The organism is Gelidimonas diazotrophica (assembly GCF_055694025.1).
The window spans coordinates 3054632-3076237 of the sequence record NZ_CM146349.1; the positions used below are offsets into that span (position 1 = coordinate 3054632).

Consider the following 21606-nt stretch of genomic DNA (forward strand, 5'->3'; position numbering starts at 1 on the left):
TTCAAAATATATGGAAGCCAGCCAAGTGCCTTCGTGACACACCAGCCAGCCACCTTTTACACAAGAAGGAGGCATGATGGCTTTTATCAAAACGCGCCCTGCGCTATTAGTGGCGCTGGCATTGCAACAACTTTACAACCCTGCTTTCGCACAAACGCCCGGCCCCGTACCGTCGCCCACCAGCAATTCCAAGGTCGATGCGGAACAACTTCAACAACTGCCGGAAGTGACCGTCAGCGACAATAAAAACAACGATGATTACGCGCCGAGTGTCTCGACAGTAGGCGGCAAGACGCCGACGCTCCTGCGCGACATTGCGCAATCGGTTACCGTCATCAACCGCGCAGTACTCAATGAGCAGGCAGCAACCTCGATGGCCGAGGCGCTACGCAACGTGCCCGGCATCACGATTTCAGCCGGTGAAGGCGGCGCGATTGGCGACAACATCAACTTGCGCGGCTTCTCGGCGCGCACCGATGTTTTTCTTGATGGTTTCCGGGATCGCGGCCAATACACGCGCGACACTTTCTCGATTGAGGCGGTCGAAGTATTGAAAGGGCCGTCCTCCATGCTGTTCGGCCGCGGTTCTACCGGCGGCGTGATTAACCAAGTCAGCAAAAAACCCAACTTGGCAGCATCCAGCGAAGTCAGCGTCAGTGTCGGCACCGACGATACCTATCGCACCGCAGTGGGTCTGAATCGTCCGTTGTCGGAAACTTCGGCATTCCGCATCGAAGCCTTTGGGCAAGACACGCAATCCACCCGTGATGTCGTGCACAACAAGGATTGGGGCGTCGCACCGTCATTGCGCTTTGGAATCGGCACGCCGACCGAAGTGACGCTATCGGGATTGTTTCAGCGCAATAGCGACATACCCGATTACGGCTTTCCATTCGTGACAACCAACGGTGTCGGCACCGTGCGCAAGCCGGTCGATGCGCCGGCCAATCGCTTTTACGGTTACACCGACGACACCTTCGATCAATCGGTCAATGTCGCCAACGCCACCATTCGGCACAAAATCACTCCGAATGTCACCTTGCGCAACCAAACCCAGTACAGCCAATATGCAATCGACGCGTCACCGTCGCCGTTGAGTGCCGTCACACGCATCGGCGACGGCACACCGACATTCGGCGATCCGTTATCGCTGCTCAATGCGCCGCGCCAGGATCGCGACCGCCATCTGAACGATAAATCTCTCTTCAATCAAACTGATCTGATCGCCAAAATTCAGGCTGGTTCGGTATTGCATACGCTGACCACCGGGCTTGAAATCGGCCGTGATGAATATCATGAAGATCGCTTTGCCTGGAACCCGACCAATGCGCCGATCAACCTCGGCAACCCGGTCAACGGTACTCGTCAAGGTACGCGGGCACTTAGCCGCACAGTCGAAACCACCGCCGACACATTGGCGGCCTACCTCAACGATCAAATCGACCTGACCGAACACTGGAAGTTGGTGGGCGGTCTGCGCTGGGACCGCTACAAGGTTGGCACGACATTACAGAAATTCGCGCTGCCCGCGGGATTTGCTGCTGACACCACACTGCTTTCTGCGCCCCAAACCGATACGATGTTGAGCAACCGCGCCGGGGTGATCTACCAGCCCAACGAAGTGCAGTCTTACTACATCTCCTACGGCACTTCGTTCAACCCTTCGGCGGAAGCGGTCACACAATCGTCGACAACCGCCAATGTAGCGCCGGAGAAAAATCGCTCGTTTGAAGTGGGCGCCAAACTGGATTTCCTGGGCGGCAACCTGTCATTGAATACGGCGCTATTCCATGTCGAAAAAACCAATGCGCGCACCACCGATGCGCTGACGGGCATTGTGTCGCTGGACGGCGACGTCCGCGTCCAGGGTGTTGAACTGGGTGTGGTTGGGCGCATTACGCCCGCCTGGCAAGTATTGGCGGGCTACACGCTGCTCGATGGCAAAGTTCTCAAATCACGCGACACAGGAACCGGTGCCGATCTTGGCATCCGCGCCGAAGGCAAGACGCTGCAAAATACGCCGCGTCACAGCGTGGCGCTGTGGAGCACCTACAGCTTCCTCGGCAACTGGGAAGCGGGTGGCGGCGTGGTGTATTCCTCCAAGCGATACGTGAACAATTATGAAACTGCGCTGGTCGATGGCTACACCCGATATGACGCAACGCTAGCGTACAAACAAAAGAGTTACGACATCCGCTTGAACCTGCAAAATCTGACTGATGAAAAATATTTTGAAACCGCGTCCGGTGGCAGGGCTACCCCGGTAAAAGGTCGATCGGCGCTTGTAACGGTGGCGTATCGCTTCTGATGCATTAGTCGTTTTATCCGATTGCGTCCCTTTGGGACGCATTCATTTTAAAATCGATTCACCAGGATTCATCCAATGTTGCTCACCATCCCCGATGTTTTAAGCCCGGAACAAATTGCGCACTGCCGCGCTGTACTGAACGCCGTCGAGTGGGTCGATGGGCGCATCACCGCCGGCTATCAGGGCAGCAGGGTCAAGGACAATTTGCAGTTGCCGGAAGACGCGCCCGCCGCACGGGCGTTGGGCGATCTGATTCTGGGCGCGCTGGAACGCAATCCATACTTCATCAGCGCCGTGCTGCCGTCTGAAGTCTATCCGCCGCTCTTCAACCGTTACGATGGCGGACGGCATTTCGGCGACCATATCGATAATGCAGTGCGATTGCTTCCGGGCAGCGGACGCAAAATCCGCACCGATGTTTCGGCCACACTATTCCTGGCCGATCCGGACGAATATGATGGCGGCGAATTATTGATCGAAGACACCTACGGCGTGCATTCGGTCAAATTGCCGGCTGGCCACATGATCGTCTACCCGGCGACCAGCCTGCATCGGGTTTCCCTGGTCACACGCGGCGTGCGCATCGCGTCGTTCTTCTGGGTCCAGAGCTTGATTCGCGATGACGCGCAACGCACCATGTTGTTCGATATCGATACCGCAATCCAGCGTCTTAACCAGACCGCCGTCGATGCACGCGCAATCGTGCAGCTCACCGGCTGTTATCACAACTTGTTGCGCATGTGGAGCGCGCCATGACAAAGGCATTGCCCATCAGCCAGCACCTCGCCATCCGGGAGAATCTGATTAATATCGGCGCAATTCCACCTTTACCAAATTTACCACCTCCGCCGCTTTCGCCAAACAAGACACGTTCGCGACGGTCCGTGTTTTTGACATGGCTGCGCAAGACGCATGGCTGGATCGGGCTCTGGGGCGCGGCGCTCGGTCTGTTATTCGGTGGAACAGGCATCCTGCTAAACCACCGGGCGATCATGAAAATACCGGCCGCACAAGTTCAGGAAACCATGTTGCAGCTACCACTGCCGAATCCTGCACCGGTAAATGTAAAAAAAATGGCTGACTGGCTGCAACAAGAACTGGCTCTCGATCGTACTGCCACCCGCACGCGCCGTGAACCGTCGCGCCCCGTGGCATGGGGCGACAGATCGCTGCAGCAACCGGAGCATTGGACGGTCACCTTCAGTTCTTCGCAGGCCAACGTGCAGGCGGAATACTGGGTAGGCAACAACTTCGTCACCGTCAAGCGCAACGACCACAATGTGTTCGGCATATTGAACAATTTGCATAAAGGCGCCGGCGTTGGCGTCGGCTGGATATTGCTGGCCGATACGCTGGCGGGCAGCATTATCCTGTTGTCGCTGACCGGCGTTTTATTATGGTCGCAACTCAATCGCCGGCGCCTGATCGGCACCGCCATCGGCTTGACGGCGCTCACTCTCATGATCGTTTTTGCGGTACAGGCAATGTAAATCGCAACGGCGTTCGAGATCGCCCATCCCATCCCGTAATTCCGTTTCTAAATCAATCGTGAACGCGAAGCCGGCAAAGTGCACGTTTGATTTAGAAATGGAATCACCTATTCGCATCACCGTTTTTACCCGTTTTTACCTCATCCAATAGCCAGCCATGTGTCTTTCCGATGCACCAGCCAGCCACCTAACTAAGCACACAAATCATGGCATTCAAAAAAACCCCACTGGCGCTGATGGTGACCGTAGCGGCGCTGTCAGCGCAGCAATCGCAAGCCCAGAACACAGCCCAGGACATAGCCCCGGATTCCGGCGCGCAAGACACGCTCATGCCGCCCGTGGTCGTTTCAGCGTCCCGATCGAACATCGAGGCCGACAAGGCGCCGCAAACGGTGGTCATCATCGAGAAGGAAGAAATTGAACGGCAGCTGGCCATTTCGAACAACTCGTCGGACCTCTTGAGCAGCATTCTTCCTTCCTATACGCCCAGTCGCGGCAAGATGAACGGTTCCGGTGAAACGCTGCGCGGACGCACCCCTTTGATATTGATCGACGGCGTGCCGCAATCGAACCCGATGCGCCCTACCGGCCGGGAGGCGCACACCATCGATTTCGCCATGGTGGAGCGCATCGAGGTGATTCAGGGCGCCAACGCCATCAATGGCCTGGGCGCCACCGGCGGCACGATCAACATCATCACAAAGCAACCCGCCAAAGGATCGTTCAACCAGCATATTGATGTGCAGGCCACGATGCCGACGTCGAACCTGGGCTCCGATGTAATGAGCTACAAGACTACCTATCGCGTGGATGGACGCAAGGACAAGCTGGATTACCTGTTTTCAATCGGCTATGACAATCAGGGTTTGTACCGGGATGGCGGAGGCAGAGCAATCGGGGCGGACACTACGCAAGGCGATCTGATGGATTCCCGAAGCTACGACGTTCTTGGCAAGCTCGGCTACTGGATCGACGACAACCAGCGCCTGCAATTCACCGTCAATCGCTACGACATCAAGTCGAAGGCCAACTACATCGGGGTCACCGGCAATCGGCAACTCGGGATTCCTTCCACCTCCATCGAAGGCAACCCCGAAGGCACGCCGGCCTCGAACGAGGTTTTGACCTCCAGCGTCAGCTACAACCACTTCAACCTGGCTGGCATGGAATTGTCGGCGTTGCTGTTCAACCAGGAATTCGAAGGGCTATTCGGAGCGGATATTTCCCCAACATTCCAGGATGCGTCGATCGCGCCAGTGGGCACGCTCTATGATCAGTCACGGGCCGTCGCATCCAAGTACGGCAGCAAGGTCGGCCTGACAAAATCGGACCTTCTGAACGGACGTCTGAAGTTGACAACCGGTTTTGATACGCTGTTCGACAAGGGCAAACAGGATTTGTACGGCACCGGGCGAACCTATGTGCCCGAATCGGAATACCGCAACCTCTCCTTGTTTGCACAGGGTGAATATCAACTTCTCGACAACGTCACCTTGCATGGCGGCGTGCACAAGGAAAATGCCGACCTGAAGGTAAACAGCTACCGCACGCTGGCGGCGAACAAAAACGTACTGGTCGAAGGCGACACCGTGAAGTTCAATGAGGCGCTGCTCAACGCCGGCATCGTCTACAGCCCGATCCGGGATGTCAGCCTGTTCACCAGCTATTCCGAGGGCTTCGGCATGCCGGACATCGGACGCGCGCTGCGCTCAGTCAACACGCCGGGGCAGAGCATCAGCAACATGCGAAATCTCGAACCGATCCTGACCAGAAGTGTCGAGGCAGGCACACGCATCCGAAAAGGCCCGGTCGATTTCGAAGTCAGCTACTTCAAGTCGGATTCGGATTTCGGCACTCGCATCGTCCCGGTCAACGGCGTATTCATGATGTCGCGGGAAAAAACCCGCATTCAAGGCGTCGAGACCAGCCTCGGCTATCGATTCAACCCCGCGCACCGGGCAAAGCTCTCCTACGCTTACACCAAGGGCCGATATGACAGCAACGCCGACGGCAGCCTGGACGCCAAACTCGACGGCCTGAACGTCGCACCCAATCGCGTGATCACAACATGGTCCGCAAACTGGACCGGGAAGCTGGCATCGTTCGTGCAGGTACAGCATGCGTTCAATCAATCCTTCGACGATCCAGCCAAAGAATTCAAGGGTTACACGCTGGTCGATGCCACCTTGAATTACAAGCTGCCGAAAGGCGAGTTGCGCCTCGGAGTCGCCAACGTGTTCGACAAGGACTACATCACGTATTACTCGCAAAGCGCGCTGGTCGAACCCAAACGTTATTTCGCCGGACGGGGGCGCACGGTCACGCTGGGCTACTCGCTCGGCTTTTGACCTCGCACGTTAGCACTAGCGTGAAAGACAGGGACCGGAAGCTGCCGTTCGACCGCTTCGACCGCTTCCTGCGCTTCCTGCGCCTGCTGGGCGCAGTGTTCGGCGGCTACGCGCTGACGGCGCTGACGGTCGCCGCGGCGGGCGCAGTCATGGCCCGCCTGGGCCTGGCGCGATCCGAGGCGGTGGTGCTGGCGGCGATGCTGGGCTTGGTCGTTTATCTGACGCTGCTGTTGTGGGCTTTCAGCGTGCGGAGCGTCGCGCGGCTGTGGGTGGCGTTGGCGGCCGGCGCGATAGCCATGGCCGTCCTGTTGCACTTTGTGAACTTTGTGAAGTAGAGGTACAAACATGGAACGCAGTTTCGGAAAATCCATGGTCTGGCTGCACACCTGGGCCGGAGTGGTGCTTGGCAGCCTGCTCTTTGCAATCTTCTGGATGGGGACGCTAAGTGTGTTCGACCGCGAGATCGACCGCTGGATGAAGCCGGGGACGCGGCTGACGCCGGGCACGCACAGCATTTCCCTCGACCACATCGCGCGCGCAGTCACTGCGACGATTCCTGCGCAAGCGAGCCAATGGCGGGGCGATTTGCCGACTGAACGGGTGCCGACCCTGGGGTTTTCCTACCGGGACAGCGGCGGGGCCGTCATCGCCCGCCAGCTTGATCCGGAAACGTATGCATTCATCCCGGATCAGGGAACCGAGGCCGGCACCGGCTTCATTTTTCCTTTCCACTACGGCTTGCATCTGAAGTGGCAGGATCTGGGCAAATGGCTGGTGGGCCTGGCGTCGATGACGATGCTGGTGCTGCTGGTTTCCGGAGTGATCATCCACAAGAAGATCTTGGTCCAGTTCTTCACTTTCCGGCCAAACAAGCGCTTGCAGCGCAGCGCCCTGGATCTGCACAACCTTACCGGAGTGATCGGGCTGCCGTTTCATTTCGCGATCACGCTCTCCGGGCTGATCATCTTTATTACGCTCTACTTTCCACAGGCGCACTGGGGCGCATACGGCAGCAGCAAGCAAGCCCAGGCGGCTTTCAGCACCGAGGCCTACGGCCGCTTCGCACGGCCCAAAGCCAACACGCCGGGAACGCTCGCTTCGCTGGACGCGATGGCGGAACGCGCCGAGCGCGAGTGGGCGGGAGGGCAGCCCTACTTCGTGCGCGTGTGGCATCCGGGGGATGCCAACAGTTATGTCGAGCTACGCCGTTCCTACGCCTGCGACATCACGATGAACCTGGATCAGATCACCTTCGATGCGGCGAGCGGAAAGGTTTTGCATCACTTCGAGGCGGCACCAGTGATGACGGTGCAGCGTTTCATCTCGGGCCTGCATTTCATTCAGTTCGAGCACTGGGCGCTGCGCTGGCTGTATTTTCTCGCAGGCTTATCCGGCTGCGTGATGATCGCCACCGGGTTTATTTTCTGGCTGGAGACGCGGCGCGCGCAGCACGCGAAGAAGGGACTGGCCGGCGTGCGACTGGTGGAAGGACTGACGATCGGCAGCGTCACCGGCATCATGATTGCCACGCTGACCTTCTTCATCGCCAACAGGCTGCTGCCATTGCCTATCTCGTTCGGCGGCGTGGAGCGTGCCGGGCTCGAAATATGGGCCTTCTACCTGATGTGGATCGCCGCCTTTGCGCATGCCTGGTTGCGGCCTGGCCGGGCCTGGCGCGAGCAGGCATGGATGATTGCCGGGCTGTCGGTGCTGGCCGTGCTGCTGAACTGGCTTACCACCGGCGACCATATCGCGCATGCGCTCGTGACACGGCGCTGGGCAGTGGCCGGCATGGATCTGATGCTGCTAGCGGCTGCCATGCTTGCGGTGGCGGCGGCACGCCGGCTGGGACAGGGGCAGCTTGCGCGTGAATTTGCCGCGCCAACCGGACCATCCGTCCCGGTCCGCGGGGAGCGCAAGCATGGCTGATGCTTTGCTGACGGCCGCTGCGTTTGTCGTCACCTATTTTGCCTTCGCGTTACTGGCCCTGGCACAAGAGCAGCATTGGTCCGGCGTCACCCGCAGCCTGGAGCTGCCGCATCCGTCTGCGGCGGCGTTGCGGCGCTGGCGCTGCTTTGCCGGCACCGGCCTTGCGCTCGGTTGCGCGCTGTGCCTGTTTGGCCATGGCCCGAGCTTCGGCGCCCTGTTGTGGGTGCTGCTGCTGGGCGTCTGCGCGATGGCGGTGGCATTCACGCTGGCCTGGAAGCCGCAATGGCTGCGTGGCGTCGCAAGGTGTGCTCTGCGTGGGCGGGGGCAGATTTCACTGACTAGCCTATCGGAAAACCTTGCCAATGCCGGGGATTTTCCGCTCTGTTAACAACACGATTTTCATTTCATCCGATAGCCAGCCAAAAGTCTTTTTGAGATACCAGCCAGCCAAAAATTTTTACTCCACAGGAAGCATCATGGCAATCAAAAAGACCAAACTGGCGCTGCTGGTCGCACTAGCAATGCAACAGTTATCCAACCCGGCATTCGCGCAAACCGCCGCGCCTGCGCAATCTGAAGCGAGCCTGCCCGAGGTCAAAGTGCAAGACACGCGTCAAAGCGAAAGCTACAATCCGCCGACGGCGGTCAGCGCCACCAAGATCGAGGCGCCGCTGCGCGATATTCCACAAACGGTGAACGTGGTGCCGCAAAGCGTGTTGCGCGATCAGGGCGCACGCTCGCTGCAGGATGTGTTGAAGTCGGTGCCCGGCATCGGCCTGTCGCACGGCGACGGTCAGCGCGATCAGGTGACGATTCGTGGCTTTTCCGCGATCGCCGATCAGTTTATCGACGGCATGCGCGACGATGCGCTGTATTTCCGCGATCTGTCCAATATCGAACAAATCGAAGTCATCAAGGGGCCGGCATCGGTACTGTACGGCCGCGGCTCATCCGGCGGGCTGATCAACCGGATCTCGAAAAAACCCGGCATCGACAAGAACGAGGCCAGCGTTCAGTTCGGCAGTTGGGCCCAGCGCCGCGGCGAATTCGACCTGGCGCGCAATTACAATGAAAACGGCATCGCGTTTCGCGTCACCGGCGCGGTGGAAAGTGCCGATAGTTATCGCGACCAGCAATTCCTGAAGCGCGAAGCGCTGGCGCCTTCGCTGTCGCTCAAGTTCGGCGCAGACACCAAGCTGTTGCTGCAGGGCGAATACCTGGCCGATCGGCGCGTGACCGACTTCGGCGTTCCTTCCTATCGCGGCCGGCCGGTCGACGTTCCTGCCAGCACCTATTACGGTGCGGCGAACGCCAAGGATTTCGATTACAGCGAATCGCACGTCACCGCACTCGGCTTCACGCTGGATCACCGTTTCAACCGCGCATGGTCGGTGCGCAATGCCTTCCGCCATTACGATTATTCGCTCGACCGCAACAACACGTTGGTCGGTTCGGTGAATGAAACAACGCTCACCGCAGCGCTCACCCGCGGCAATGTAAAACGCCAGGAAGACGGTTATTCCAACCAGACCGAACTGGTCCAGAACACCACGCTGGCCGGCATCCGCCATCAATTGCTGTATGGAGTCGAGATCGGCAAGCAGAACAAAGATCAGGTGGTGCGCAATCAAGCCAATGTCGCCACCGTTTCACTCTTCAATCCGGTCGCGCCGCTGCTGCCTTTTAGCGCCACGTCAGCGCCTTCCGCCGACAACCTCGCCAGCATGACGGTGGCCAGCGCCTACGCCCAGGATCTGGTCACGCTGTCCGAGCACTGGAAGGCGCTGGCAGGCGTGCGCTATGACAAGTTCGATCAACAGACGCAAGAGCGGCGCGCCGGCCAGCCCAGTCTGGACCGCACCGACCGCGCCTGGAGTCCGCGTGCCGGCCTGGTTTATCAACCGACCCAAGATCAGTCTTACTACCTGTCTTACAGCAAGTCGTTCCAACCTTCCGGCGAGACTTTCGCGCTGGCGGCGAACAATGCGCAGCTGGCGCCGGAACTCACCACGAATAAGGAAATCGGCGCCAAGCTCGATTTCTTAGGCGGCCGCGCCTCCGCCACCGCATCGCTGTTTCAGCTGGAGCGCACCAACATCAAGTCGTCCGACCCGGCAACCAATGTGCTAATCCCTGTCGGCGTGCAGCGCACCAACGGCCTGGAGCTGACCTTCACCGGCGACTTGTCGCACGGCTGGCAAATCTGGTCCGGCTATTCCTACCTCGATGCGCGCGTCACTTCGTCGATCGCGAAGGTGACGGTCAATAGCGAGGTCATCCAATTGCAAGGCAAGCGCGCCACGCTGACTCCGGCCCACAGCGCCAATCTGTGGCTCACCAAAGCGTTGGGACACGGCTTCGGCGCCGGCGCCGGGGTCAACTATGTCGGCGACCGCTTTGCCGACACCGGCAATACCGTCACCTTGCCGAGTTACGTGACTGCCGACGCGATGGCGTACTACCGGATGGCGGGCGTCGATCTGCAACTCAACCTGATGAACGTATTCAACCGCAAATACTTCGTATCAGGCCACGGAACCGTCAAAGACCTGAACCTGCCTGGCGCGCCGCGCTCGCTGCAGCTCACTGCGCGCTACAGCTTCTAGGCAATCCTATAGCCAGCATCCGGTGCATCTGATCGGTCTAGCAGACTGTCGCAGTGCAGTGTCGATGCGCTTTCAATTTGCAGCATTCCGGCAAACAAAATACGCATGGTGTGAAAACAGGTGGGCTAAGTTATTATCCGAAGTCCACCCAGGCATTAGCCAGCCCTGCTGCCAGCCAAGCCGATTCCTTCACATCACCCATCACTTACAAGGCTCCCATGAAAGGCGACAAAAACGTCATCAAGTTGCTCAATGCGCAACTTACCAATGAACTCACCGCCATCAACCAGTATTTTCTGCATGCGCGCATGTACCGGCACTGGGGACTGGAAAAACTCGGCAAGAAGGAATATGAAGAGTCGATCGGCGAAATGAAGCACGCCGACAAGCTGATCGAGCGCATCCTGATGCTGGACGGCCTGCCGAATGTGCAGCTGATGCACAAGATCATGATCGGCGAGAACACGCCCGAGATGCTGAAGTGCGACCTGACGCTCGAATACGGCGCGCAAAAAACCGTCAAGGAAGGCATCGCCTGCGCCGAAGCCGCCGCCGATTACGTCTCGCGCGACCTGTTGCTGCTGATCCTGGATGACACCGAAGAGCATATCGACTGGCTCGAAACGCAGATCGACCTGATCGAGAAAGTCGGCCTGCAAAACTACCAGCAATCGCAAATGGGCGCTGCATCCTGATTATCACGTCAGGTAATTATTCAGCCCGCTATGCGATTGATATCCAAGTGACTGCTTTATGTCATTGGCGGTTGTATTGGCGCTGTTTTTGATGTTAGGCCGCTGGGGACGCAGCCGTTTGTGTGCTGCAGAAAATGGATCAGAAATGAAGGCTGTCTGAGGTGTAGCAGGGGTTTCGTGGGGCACTGCCCCGCGCCTGCGTAACGGTATCCGCTTGCAAGCGGATATGCGCCCTGCAAGGGTAGCGAGTTCCTTCATTTCCCATTTTTTGCAGCACACAAACGGGTACCCGAAGGGCAAGTCTGCGGTCGCCTTTCTTTTGCTTACTTTTCTTTGGCGAAGCAAAGAAAAGTGAGTAGCTGTCGGGCTACCCCGACAAAGCATCCACGAAGAGTACAGAAATTAATTAAGTCGTCGACTTTGCAGTCACCCTCTCCCCAACCCTCTCCCGCAAGCGGGCGAGGGGTGTTCATAGCGGGGTGAACAGTTACCACATCAGAATAAATGCAGGAGTATATTAAAAAACACTGCCTTTACCGCATATATCTTATGCAGTATTAAAATATACAGATTACAGTATTAAAAAATGCGAAAGACATTATGAACGTCTTTCGCATTTTTTTAACTGCGCGATCGGATCGGCCGGCTGCTTATTGCGTCACGATGACTCAGGCCGGTGTGAACATAATCGACTCGATCTGGCTGAACGATTCAGGGATGGGCGTGGCAAGCTGGATATGCAGGTTCAGCAGGTTTTCGGCCAGCGTCAGCACCGCGTTCAAATATTCATCCTTGGTCTGGTATAGCGTCTGGATGCTGTTGATCACATCGAGCTTGTTGCGCACGCCGCCGCGAAAACTTTTTTCGGTCGCTTCGACGCTGAGTTCGGCTGACTCGATGCCTTCCAGCCGGATGGCGATTTCCGCTTGCCCCGCCGCCACCAGTTCCCGCAGCCGCTCGGCATCCAGCCTGGTGCGCTGTTCGACATCCCTGGTCTGCTCGCTGAGGCGTTCGGCGCTCGCCAGCGCGCCCGAGACCTGGTAATAATTGCCGACTTGCAAAGCTAAGGACAATTGCAGGCCAATGTAATTGTTGGACAAACCGGCCGCCTGCGATCGGGTTGCGACCGCATTTATCGTGGGCAGGAAAGCGCCTTTAGCGCGCGTGACAGCCAGTTCGGCCAGCCGTTCGTTTTGGCGCGCCGCCATCAATTGCGGATTGTTCTGCGCCACGCGGGCCAGCGCATCGTTTTGCGGCGGCAGCGAGATGGCGGGCTTTTTGCGCACCAGCACGAAAGCATTGACGCCGGCAACAGCACCGGTGATCGACGCGAACTGACGCTGGGCCGCGGCCAGTCCCGCACGCAGCGTAACGTCGGTAGCGCGGGCCTGGTCCAGCCGCACCTGGGCGTCGCGCAGATCGGTAATGGTGCCGGCTCCCAGCTCGAACGTGCGCTTCGCCGACCGGGCCTGCTGGTCGAACGCGTCGAGCTTGGCCTGGTTGAGTACCAGGCTTTCGCGGGCCCGCACCAGTTCCGACACGGCCTTGAAATAGCGTTGCGCCAGTTCCTGCTCACGCACCTGATAGGTGGCGTCGGCGAGCAGCGCGCGCGGCTCGCCTTCCTTGAAAGTGGCATAGCGGTCGGCGCTGATGAGCGGCTGGATGATCGATACCGTGGTCCGTATCGTATTTTCCGTTTCCACCTGTGCCGAGTTCAGCCGCAACTCCGGATACAGCGCAGCGCGCGATACCTGAGAAGAGACGACGTTCACCTCGCGTTCCGCCCGCGCCGACTGGAACAGCGGCTCGTAACGTTTCGCACGTTCGAAGTTTTCAACCAGTTCGCCGTCGGCCGCATCGGCCAGCCCGGCCGCGGCTAGCAGCAAGGCCAGCATGCACAATGACAATGGCTTGCGGATTCTGTTTTGGGTTCGCATCGTCATCGCTCAACTCTCTTTGAAAGACTTGGCAAAGCGGTCCGACAGCGGCTTGAACAGGTAACTCATGAAGCTGCGCTCCCCGGTCTTGATCACGACGTCGACCGGCATGCCGGCCTGGACCGTGCTATCGCCCAGCAGTTTGTAGCCTTCGCGCGTGGTTTCTATCTGCACCAGATAATATTCGAACGGTTGTTCCTTGCTGGTTGCCGGCAGACGGTCGGCGCCGACCATCCTGATCCGGCCGGGAATGACCGGCGTGGTATTGACATTGAATGCGCTGAAACGCATGTCGGCTTCGAGTCCCACCTTGACCTTATCGATCAGGTTCGGCGGCACCTGCGCTTCGACCACCAGCTTACTTTCGCTGGGGACGATTTCCATCAACACCATCCCGCCCTGCACCACGCCGCCCACGGTATTCGCTTTCAATCCCACCACCGTGCCGGTGACCGGCGCGCGCAGTTCGGTCAGGCTCAGGTCGAACTTGAGCGAATCGACCTTGGCGCGCAGCGCGCCGCGCAGCTTCTGCGTCTCCGCCAGCTGGGTCTCCAGATCGCGCCGGTAGATCGCCACAGTCTGGAGCAGCTGCAGCCGGGTGGCGGCGATGCTGGAATGGGTTTTGCCGAGTTCGGAAGCGGTAGTCGCGATGCTCGCCAGGATGTCGCTGCGCGCACGTTCGACTTCGTTGGCCCGGCTGCGCGGCACGAAGCCTTCGGCGGCCAGATCATTGTTGTTCTTCACTTCCACCGCCATGATCGAAAGCTGTTCGCGACGGGCGACAATGATTTTTTGCAGTTCGGCGGCTTGCGCCGCCAGCCCGGCAATCTGCTCGCGCAGGATTCTGAGCTGGCCCTCGATTTCCTCCTTGCGCGACAGGAACAGCCGGGTTTGCTGGTGCTTGGCTTCGTCTACACGCGCATCCATCTGCACCATCTGCTGGCCCACTGGATGGCCGGTCGACTGCTCTGCGAATTCCGCCAGCCAGGCGATGCTGCGCAGGTTGCCCCGTTCGGACACCAACCGGCTTTCCGCCGCAACGACATTGATGTAATCGAGTTCGGTGCTGTTGAGCGCGGCATCGATGCTGAGCCGGTTCAGCTTGATCAACACATCGCCCTGGCGCACCGTGGCGCCTTCGCGCACGAAAATTTTCTCGACCACGCCGCCGGAAGGATGTTGCACGGCCTTGCGGTTCCCCATCACGACTACCGTTCCGCTGACGTTGGCGCCCGAATCGATCGGCGCCAACACCGCCCATACCGCGAACCCGATGAAGGCAACCATGATCAGGCCCGCCGTCTTGCCCTTGACGCGCGACTCTTCGATTTTGATCGGTTCGATGCCGTCGCGGCGCAGCCGGTCGGGGTCGTAGGGATTGAGCTTGCCGAGCAGCCTGGAAGATTTTTCCTCCGGCAGCGACACGACCTTAGGCGCTTCCGATCCATGCTGATGCTGAGAATGGGTTTTCATGCCGCCGCTCCTGTCATGGGTGTCAATGTTGTTGCTGAAGACTGCTGATTCGGATGCTGATTCGGCTGCTGCCCGGCGCCATGCTGGGGCGCTGCCTGCGGCGATTTCGCTTCGCGCAATTTGCGCGCTGCGGAGAGCATGTCGGGGACGGAACCGAAGCCGACCTGTTTGCCTGCCGTCAACACCAGCAGGTAATCCGCAGCACTGACCAGGTCCGGCCGGTGCGTCGTGAATATCACGGTCGCCCCGGCCGCCTTGAGATTGCGGATGGTCTGGATCAGGCAGCGTTCGCCGACTTCGTCCAGGCTCGCATTCGGCTCATCCATCACGACATAGCAGGGATCGCCGTACAGTGCGCGGGCAATCGCAAGGCGCTGCTTCTGGCCTCCGGTCAGGACAAAACCGGTTTCCCCCAGTTTGGTGTCGTAGCCTTGCGGATAGGCCAGAATGGTTTCATGCATCCCCGCCATGGTTGCGGCCTTGACGACTTGTTCCGAATCGACCTCGCCCAGGCGGGCGATGTTTTCCGCAATCGTGCCTTCGAAAAACTCGATTTCCTGCGGTACGTAGCCGATGTAGCGCCCGAGATTGTGCTGCACCCAATCCGACATTTCCGCGCCGTCAAGCCTGACCGAGCCATTGCTCGGGCGCCAGACGCCGACCAGGCTTTTTACCAGCGAAGACTTGCCGGCCGCGCTGGGCCCGACCACCGCCAGCACTTGGCCAGGCGCGAGGCTGAAATTGATTCCACTGAGCACCGGGCGCGCAGACGATGCCGGATGCGCAGCCAGATCGGATACGCTCAGGTTGCCGGTCGGCGCTGGCAATTCCATCCGCTCGCCCTGGACATCGTCTTCGGCAAACAGGCTATTGAGCCTCTCGTAAGCCTGCCGGGCATTCGAAATATCCTTCCAGCTGGCTAGCACCTTCTGGATCGGCGCGATCGATTTGGCAATCAGGAAGGTAGCCGCCATCACCATGCCGCCGGTGATCAGGCCTTCAATCGCCAGATAGATGCCGAGCCCCATCTGCATCGAAGGCAGCGCCTTGATCAGGAAGTTCGAGATTCCGCCAATCGATCCCGCCGATTCGCTGGCGGAAACCTGCAGCCCGACGAAGCCCAGATGCCGCTGGTGCCAGCGCATGCGCAGGCTGCGCTGCATGCCGAGCGCCAGCGCCGTTTCGGCTTGCCGCAGGCTCTGGGCGGCTAGCCGGTTAGCCTCCGCCGAGGCGTTGTTGGCCTCGCCCAGCAGCGGCGTCGAAATTTTCTGGGTCAGATAGGTGACGGCGAGCAGCACGACTGACGATACCAGCGCGAAGATCGCCAGATACGGATGGAAAAACGCGCTGATGACGATGAACACGATGGCAAACGGCGCGCTCATCAGCGCCAGCAGCGGACTGCCGGTCAGGAACTGGCGCAGTTGCACCAGGTCGCCCAACACCTGATGCACATTGATTTTCTTGCGGCCGACGAAGCGGCGAAACGACATGTCGAACACCTCCGCAGCCAGATCCCAATCGATGCGCAGCGATATCCTGACCATCATCCGGCCCCGGACCCATTCGAGTCCCGACCAAAATAGATACACGCCGAAAACCAGCGCCGACAACGACACCAGCGTGACTTCGCTGCGGCTGGTCAGCACCCGGTCATACAGGTTCAGCGTGTAGAGAATCGGAATCACCGAAAGCAGTTCCACCGCTGCCGTCAGGATAAAAACAAACACGAACGCGTGCCGGCATTGTTTCATCACATCAGGCAGTTTGTTGCCCTGCCCTGACGTATCTGAAAACGCGGCATCCGCCACAGACATCGATTTTTTGCTCACAATAATATCCTCTACCGAATTAACGGTAAGTTGCCCCCGGAAGCCGGCGGGTCCAGGTCCAGTTACCGGTCATGCGATGGTTAGCGCAAGTGTCTGCCGGCGTGATGGCCGAGGCCATCCACGCCACTCTTTTAGTGATGATGATTCCCCCAATAAACAGCCGCCAGATTGGCAACCTTTACAAATATCGACCGTTACAGGCTGCTCGCTATTTTTTACTATTTTGGTGCTGCGAAGCGATTGATTGCCGGTAATGTATTGGTTGAAGCGGCATTACCAATTTAACGAAATGTTATTTTGTTTGCAATAAATTTCCGGAGCTCAATAAGCAATGATTGATATTGCTCAGATCAAATACATTTCTGGAATTCAATAAGCAATGTTTGATTTTGCGCAGATAGAAAACCGGGCTACTGACCGGTCATACAGGCGTTTCCCTATAGCGCCACCGCGGCAAAATGGCTCTGGACCAGACTGCACAGTCTTGCGCTGGCGGTCGTCACGCATCCGGTGACTTACAAAATTATCACAGGAGAAAGCACTCGAATGGGGTTGCCAAAAATAAATTGGAACTAAGCTCGGCTTCATTGTTCGAAGAAAAACTCGGCACACGCTTTTCCTCATTTTGTGCCGGTAGCTCTGCCCTTGAGCGCGCATGCTTACTTGCTTATTTACTTGCTTATTTTCATGCTTAAATTTGTAATGTTTCCCACATACATCAAGCAACAGGTATGAAGATGTGGTGGCGATTTCGTTAACTTTTAAAGGTTATTTTTCTTCACTATTTCGATTCGTATTTGCAACACCCGGCACTAGCTTGTCGTCGATTTAATCACCTGACTTTTGACTCTCGTGCACCCCACGTGGCAGAGCTATGGCCATTATTTTGTCAAGCAAAATGCCTTTCATCATCTTTCATTTTTAATATTAAGGAATACCCATGGAACTACTGCGCATGGCGATCGTATATCCCCATCTTATTGCCTGCTGTGTGGCTATCGGACTTGTTCTGACCAGTGACATTGCGATGGTCAAGCAACTCTTCAAAGGTGATTCTTCTGCTCACCACGACGCTAACCATCTTTCCAATCTTCAAAAAACGGTTTCACTAGCGCTGATCGTGCTGTGGATTACCGGTATCGCCATTATTTCGCTGGATGCATCGACCAAAGGATGGTCGTATTTTTTAAATCCAAAATTGCAGGCCAAAGTGGGCGTAGTGATGCTATTGACCTTCAACGGCTTCATCCTCCACAGCAGCGTGATGCCGGCACTGCAAAAAGCGGGCTCTTTGCTCAATCTGCCATTGAGTCAGCGCCTGTTTGCAATTTTCACTGGGGTCATATCGGGGGTATCGTGGTTCTATGCCGCGATGCTGGGAATCGCTCGCCCACTGAACTGGAAGTATTCGCTGCTGGAAATACTGGCGGCTTATCCGTTTCTCATCGCGGGCGGATTCGGCATGATGCTGTTGCTGACAGCATGGTCAAAATATGTCAACCACTACGAGTACAGACCGTTTATGGCAACCGGCAATGCAAGCGCAAATTGAGTTCCAATTGAGGCTCCATTAAGCGGGCGTAACTGTTCACCTCGCTACGAATACCCCCTCGCCCGCTTGCGGGAGAGGGTTGGGGAGAGGGTGACTGCAAAGTCGACGACTTAATTAATCGCTGTACTCTTCGTGGATGCTTTGTCGGGGGTAGCCCGACAGCTACTCACTTTTCTTTGCTTCGCCAAAGAAAAGTGAGCAAAAGAAAGGCGACCGCAGACTTGCCCTTCGGGTACCCGTTTGTGTGCTGCAAAAAATGGGAAATGAAGGAACTCGCTTCGCTCAAACAGCCTTCATTTCTGATCCATTTTCTGCAGCACACAAACGGCTGCGTCCCCAGCGGCCTAACATCAAAAACAGCGTCCATAAAACCGCCAATGACATAAAGCTGTCACTTGGATATCAACCTCATAGTAGGCTGAACAGTTACTAAGCTGGCGGGAAATGCCGGAGTATATTAAAAAACATGGTGTTTCCCGCATACATCTAAAGCGGCACTTAAATATACAATTAGCAGTATAAAAAAGGCGAAAGACATGTGAAATGTCTTTCGCCTTTTAGTTGGCCGCTCCAAAACGTCAGGCCGCGCCCAGGATGGTGCTGACGATAGCCTTGTTTTCAGGGCACGATATCGAAGCGCACCATCATCGCGTGGTCTTCGTGAGTCAGGTTGTGGCAATGCATCAGGTACTTGCCGAGGTAATCCCTGAACCGGATGAACACGCGCAGTTCCTCGTCGGGGCCGACGACATAGACATCCTTGCGTCCGCCCTCGTGCGGCGGCGGCGCGACGCCGTTGCGGGTCAGGATGCGGCCCTCCTCGAAATGAATATGCACCGGATGCGACCAGCTTCCCTTGCCTTTGATCACCCAGATTTCAGCGGTGCCGCGCTTCGGGCTCGCAGCAGGCTTGCTGACGTCGAACAGCTTGCTGTTGACGGTCCAGCCGCCGGCTTCGCGGTCGAATTCCCAGCGGCGGGTACGCACCACTTCGGACAATACGATCGGCGGCAGTTCACGCAGCTTGTACGGCACCCGGCTCTGATCCGGTTCCGGCGGGTCGCGCTCGACATCGAAGCGCAGCAGCTGCGTGCCGGGGTTGAGAATGATGCCGCTCGGTCCCCGGCCGCTGGTCTGATCCAGCCGGTTGACGATATACAGCTGGCTGCCGATCGGATATTGCGAGAAATCGATCACGATGTCGGCCCGTTCGGCCGGGCCCAGCCTGACCTTCGACATCGTCAACGGCGCGGGCAACAGGTTGCCGTCGTTGGCGATATAAGTGAACGTCTGATCGGCGCCTTGGTGCACCAGGTAAAACTCGTAAAAGCGCGAGGGCCCGCCGTCGAGCAGGCGAAAACGGTACTTGCGCCGCGCCACCTTGAAGTAGGGCTGGATCTTGCCGTTGACGCAGAACTTGTCGCCCAGGATGCCGTCGGTCTCGAACTGGTCGAAAGCGAGATAGCCGCCCGAATCGAATTTCCTGTCCTGGAATATCAGCGGAACGTCATACACGCCGACCCCGCTCGGCAAGCGCAGCGCCTTCGGATTGTTGAAATCCTTCTCATTGCCCGAATCGATCTCGTCGAACAGCAGGTAAAAGCCGGCCAGTCCCCGGTAGACGTTGGGGCCGGTGAAATCGATCCGGTGGTCGTGGTACCACAGCGTGCCCACCGCCTCGCGCGGGTCGCCGTTGGTGGCGTGGTACCGCGGGTCGTCGTAGCCGGCATAGCAATTCGAATACAGGTGGTCCTTGTATTTGCCGGACGCGGTCATCGTCGGGCCGTACTTGGTTTCGCTATAGTAGTCGCCGGTGAAGCCGTCGCTTTCCGAACCGACGTGCAGGTTGTGCAGATGGGTGGTGATCTCCGGCGAACCGAAGCCGACGGAATTGCGCGGCAACTCGTTGTAGATGCGCACGATGACCGGCTCGCCATAGCGGGCCTGGAAGGTCGGGCCGGGCAGCATGCCGTCGTAGCCCCAGATCTTTTGGGTCGGCAGTTCAGGGTGGAACGAATGACTGGCTTCCTTGACGCGCAATTGGTAATACTTCTGCGGCACGAAATCGGCCCAGTGCTGATGCGCATCCCGGCCGCATTCGCCCTGATTCAGGTTCGCGTCCCTGGCCGGCGATGGACTGAGATGATCCACCGGCTCTTTCGGCCGATACACCGGCAGCGCCACCACGAACGGCGTGGTGTACGGCGCGCGGGCGTCGTTGCGGTCGCCGTTCTTGGCGGCCGCATCGCTCAGGCTGCCGCCGATCAGACCTGCGCCGGCGCTGGCCGCTGCGGCTCTCAGCAAACGCCGGCGGCCGGCTTGTTGTACCGCATTTTTTGTTTCAGACACAGGATTCCCCTTTTTTTGTTTCGGCCGCACAGCCGCCTGAAACAACGCTCCCGACACACCGACACACCCATAACCGCCGCCTTCAGCAGCGCCCTTTGCCATGCATTTTGCTCCCCGACTTTAATTGCTAATTTTGTAACTTGATGCTACTGGGGCGCTTTAAAAATCGATTGATAGTTATCAATATTTCAATCTGAGGCGTGATAAATAGGGCGCCAGGTTGACGCATGTTAAACGGTGATTATTTGTCAAAATAAGTAACTGTTCACTCGTTACGAATACCCCCTCGCCCGCTTGCGGGAGAGGGTTGGGGAGAGGGTGATTGCAAGAACAAAGGTGGCCAAAACAAGACTCAACCTTGATTGCATTACCACATGATCAGGCCGGAATATTTGCTGAGACCCTCTCCCTAACCCTCTCCCGCAAGCGAATCGCATGGCGATTCGGGCACCAGGAAAAGCCATGCCGGGCGAGGGGATCAAACAGTCTTCACCTAACTGGCTGAATCGTTACCAAAATAACGATAAAACATGGGGTATGGCAAAAAACAATGCCAATTACGCACTGTTTACAAGTGTATTTAAAAACACTGGTGGCACTATTTATGCTTTTCCGAAGCCTGCCATGGCTGCCATCAGATACCGCACAAACAAGCGGCAGAAATTTTATTCCGCAACTCAACTGTTTGCTATTTGTCAATAAAATATTTTTGCTTAAAGGCTATCTTAATTTTAAGGTTGCATTTTTTGCAACTGATTGCCGGAAAGTTTTTCCGAAGCAGCAATGCGGCACGGGCGCACGCCGAGGCGAGGAAAGCCGTCCATCACCCATAAAACGCAATCAAATCAGCAGTATTCATTAGGGGAAAAGCAATGGCTTTATTCAATCGACAGGATGTCGAATCCATCCTATTTCAATGTCAATTTCCAGGATCACGCGCAGCGATCATGCCGATCCGCACGCCAGCGCCGCATCAGCCTAACCAGCGAGAGCGCGGCAAGAAATGATTCTGATCGGACGCAAGCCCAATGAATACATGCGACATCAGGCGATGTCGCAACTTTTAATCAACACTCTGGAGCAATCA

Annotated in this window: 16 protein-coding genes; 12 read left to right on the top strand and 4 right to left on the bottom strand. The window is 57.5% G+C overall.

From position 1 onward, the window contains the following. Positions 1-76: 76 nt before the first annotated feature. The 9 genes from KGFNPO_RS14225 (at position 77) to bfr (ending at position 11376) form a co-directional block, all read left to right on the top strand. A complete protein-coding gene (locus KGFNPO_RS14225; RefSeq protein ID WP_472631888.1) occupies positions 77-2308 on the top strand; it encodes a TonB-dependent receptor in 2232 nt (743 codons plus the stop codon). A gap of 75 nt (positions 2309-2383) precedes the next feature. Further along, on the top strand, positions 2384-3064 hold the full coding sequence (locus KGFNPO_RS14230; protein WP_472631889.1) for a Fe2+-dependent dioxygenase: 681 nt from the start codon (positions 2384-2386) through the stop codon (positions 3062-3064). 128 nt (positions 3065-3192) lie between these two features. Then, positions 3193-3798, top strand: a complete 606-nt coding sequence (locus tag KGFNPO_RS14235; protein WP_472631890.1) for a PepSY-associated TM helix domain-containing protein — start codon at positions 3193-3195, stop codon at positions 3796-3798. A gap of 206 nt (positions 3799-4004) precedes the next feature. Beyond that, positions 4005-6146, top strand: coding sequence for a TonB-dependent receptor (locus KGFNPO_RS14240; RefSeq protein ID WP_472631891.1), 2142 nt, complete (start codon positions 4005-4007; stop codon positions 6144-6146). A 20-nt stretch (positions 6147-6166) separates the two neighbouring features. Continuing rightward, positions 6167-6481: an iron uptake protein gene (locus KGFNPO_RS14245; protein WP_472631892.1), complete on the top strand. Its 315-nt coding sequence runs from the start codon at positions 6167-6169 to the stop codon at positions 6479-6481. 10 nt (positions 6482-6491) lie between these two features. Beyond that, the gene (locus KGFNPO_RS14250; RefSeq protein WP_472631893.1) at positions 6492-8075 is read left to right on the top strand and encodes a PepSY-associated TM helix domain-containing protein; all 1584 of its coding nucleotides are present in this window, start codon (positions 6492-6494) and stop codon (positions 8073-8075) included. Continuing rightward, on the top strand, positions 8068-8463 hold the full coding sequence (locus KGFNPO_RS14255) for a DUF3325 domain-containing protein (RefSeq protein ID WP_472631894.1): 396 nt from the start codon (positions 8068-8070) through the stop codon (positions 8461-8463). The genes KGFNPO_RS14250 and KGFNPO_RS14255 overlap by 8 nt, the downstream gene beginning before the upstream one ends. 88 nt (positions 8464-8551) lie before the next feature. Further along, positions 8552-10681, top strand: a complete 2130-nt coding sequence (locus KGFNPO_RS14260) for a TonB-dependent receptor (RefSeq protein ID WP_472631895.1) — start codon at positions 8552-8554, stop codon at positions 10679-10681. Between the two features lie 218 nt (positions 10682-10899). Continuing rightward, positions 10900-11376: a bacterioferritin gene (gene bfr, locus KGFNPO_RS14265; RefSeq protein ID WP_472631896.1), complete on the top strand. Its 477-nt coding sequence runs from the start codon at positions 10900-10902 to the stop codon at positions 11374-11376. 668 nt (positions 11377-12044) lie between these two features. Here the strand turns inward: bfr and KGFNPO_RS14270 are convergent. From KGFNPO_RS14270 to KGFNPO_RS14280, 3 genes are read right to left on the bottom strand one after another with little or no spacing between them, the layout of a single operon-like run. Beyond that, on the bottom strand, positions 12045-13319 hold the full coding sequence (locus KGFNPO_RS14270) for a TolC family protein (protein ID WP_472631897.1): 1275 nt from the start codon (positions 13317-13319) through the stop codon (positions 12045-12047). A 3-nt stretch (positions 13320-13322) separates the two neighbouring features. Continuing rightward, positions 13323-14786, bottom strand: coding sequence for an HlyD family type I secretion periplasmic adaptor subunit (locus tag KGFNPO_RS14275; RefSeq protein WP_472631898.1), 1464 nt, complete (start codon positions 14784-14786; stop codon positions 13323-13325). After that, positions 14783-16618 (bottom strand): type I secretion system permease/ATPase, encoded by a 1836-nt coding sequence (locus KGFNPO_RS14280; RefSeq protein WP_472631899.1) that lies wholly within the window; start codon positions 16616-16618, stop codon positions 14783-14785. Before KGFNPO_RS14280 ends, KGFNPO_RS14275 begins: the two co-directional genes overlap by 4 nt. Positions 16619-17558: 940 nt before the next feature. Between KGFNPO_RS14280 and KGFNPO_RS14285 the strand changes: the two genes are divergently transcribed. Further along, positions 17559-18170 (top strand): hypothetical protein, encoded by a 612-nt coding sequence (locus KGFNPO_RS14285; RefSeq protein ID WP_472631900.1) that lies wholly within the window; start codon positions 17559-17561, stop codon positions 18168-18170. 618 nt (positions 18171-18788) lie between these two features. Here KGFNPO_RS14285 and KGFNPO_RS14290 read toward each other — a convergent pair. Beyond that, the gene (locus KGFNPO_RS14290) at positions 18789-20519 is read right to left on the bottom strand and encodes a multicopper oxidase family protein (RefSeq protein ID WP_472631901.1); all 1731 of its coding nucleotides are present in this window, start codon (positions 20517-20519) and stop codon (positions 18789-18791) included. 435 nt (positions 20520-20954) lie between these two features. On the opposite strand from KGFNPO_RS14290, the gene KGFNPO_RS14295 reads away from it, so the two are divergent. Beyond that, on the top strand, positions 20955-21221 hold the full coding sequence (locus KGFNPO_RS14295; protein WP_472631902.1) for a hypothetical protein: 267 nt from the start codon (positions 20955-20957) through the stop codon (positions 21219-21221). 170 nt (positions 21222-21391) lie between these two features. Further along, on the top strand, positions 21392-21526 hold the full coding sequence (locus KGFNPO_RS14300) for a hypothetical protein (protein ID WP_472631903.1): 135 nt from the start codon (positions 21392-21394) through the stop codon (positions 21524-21526). Positions 21527-21606: the final 80 nt, after the last annotated feature.

Coding starts and splice junctions, on each gene's coding strand:
- KGFNPO_RS14260 (WP_472631895.1), top strand. CDS start 8,552: ATGGCAATCAAAAAGACCAAACTGGCGCTGCTGGTCGCACTAGCAATG.
- KGFNPO_RS14275 (WP_472631898.1), bottom strand. CDS start 14,786: ATGAAAACCCATTCTCAGCATCAGCATGGATCGGAAGCGCCTAAGGTC.
- KGFNPO_RS14230 (WP_472631889.1), top strand. CDS start 2,384: ATGTTGCTCACCATCCCCGATGTTTTAAGCCCGGAACAAATTGCGCAC.
- KGFNPO_RS14285 (WP_472631900.1), top strand. CDS start 17,559: ATGGAACTACTGCGCATGGCGATCGTATATCCCCATCTTATTGCCTGC.
- KGFNPO_RS14255 (WP_472631894.1), top strand. CDS start 8,068: ATGGCTGATGCTTTGCTGACGGCCGCTGCGTTTGTCGTCACCTATTTT.
- KGFNPO_RS14250 (WP_472631893.1), top strand. CDS start 6,492: ATGGAACGCAGTTTCGGAAAATCCATGGTCTGGCTGCACACCTGGGCC.
- KGFNPO_RS14225 (WP_472631888.1), top strand. CDS start 77: ATGGCTTTTATCAAAACGCGCCCTGCGCTATTAGTGGCGCTGGCATTG.
- KGFNPO_RS14300 (WP_472631903.1), top strand. CDS start 21,392: ATGGCTTTATTCAATCGACAGGATGTCGAATCCATCCTATTTCAATGT.
- KGFNPO_RS14270 (WP_472631897.1), bottom strand. CDS start 13,319: ATGACGATGCGAACCCAAAACAGAATCCGCAAGCCATTGTCATTGTGC.
- KGFNPO_RS14295 (WP_472631902.1), top strand. CDS start 20,955: ATGGCGATTCGGGCACCAGGAAAAGCCATGCCGGGCGAGGGGATCAAA.
- bfr (WP_472631896.1), top strand. CDS start 10,900: ATGAAAGGCGACAAAAACGTCATCAAGTTGCTCAATGCGCAACTTACC.
- KGFNPO_RS14240 (WP_472631891.1), top strand. CDS start 4,005: ATGGCATTCAAAAAAACCCCACTGGCGCTGATGGTGACCGTAGCGGCG.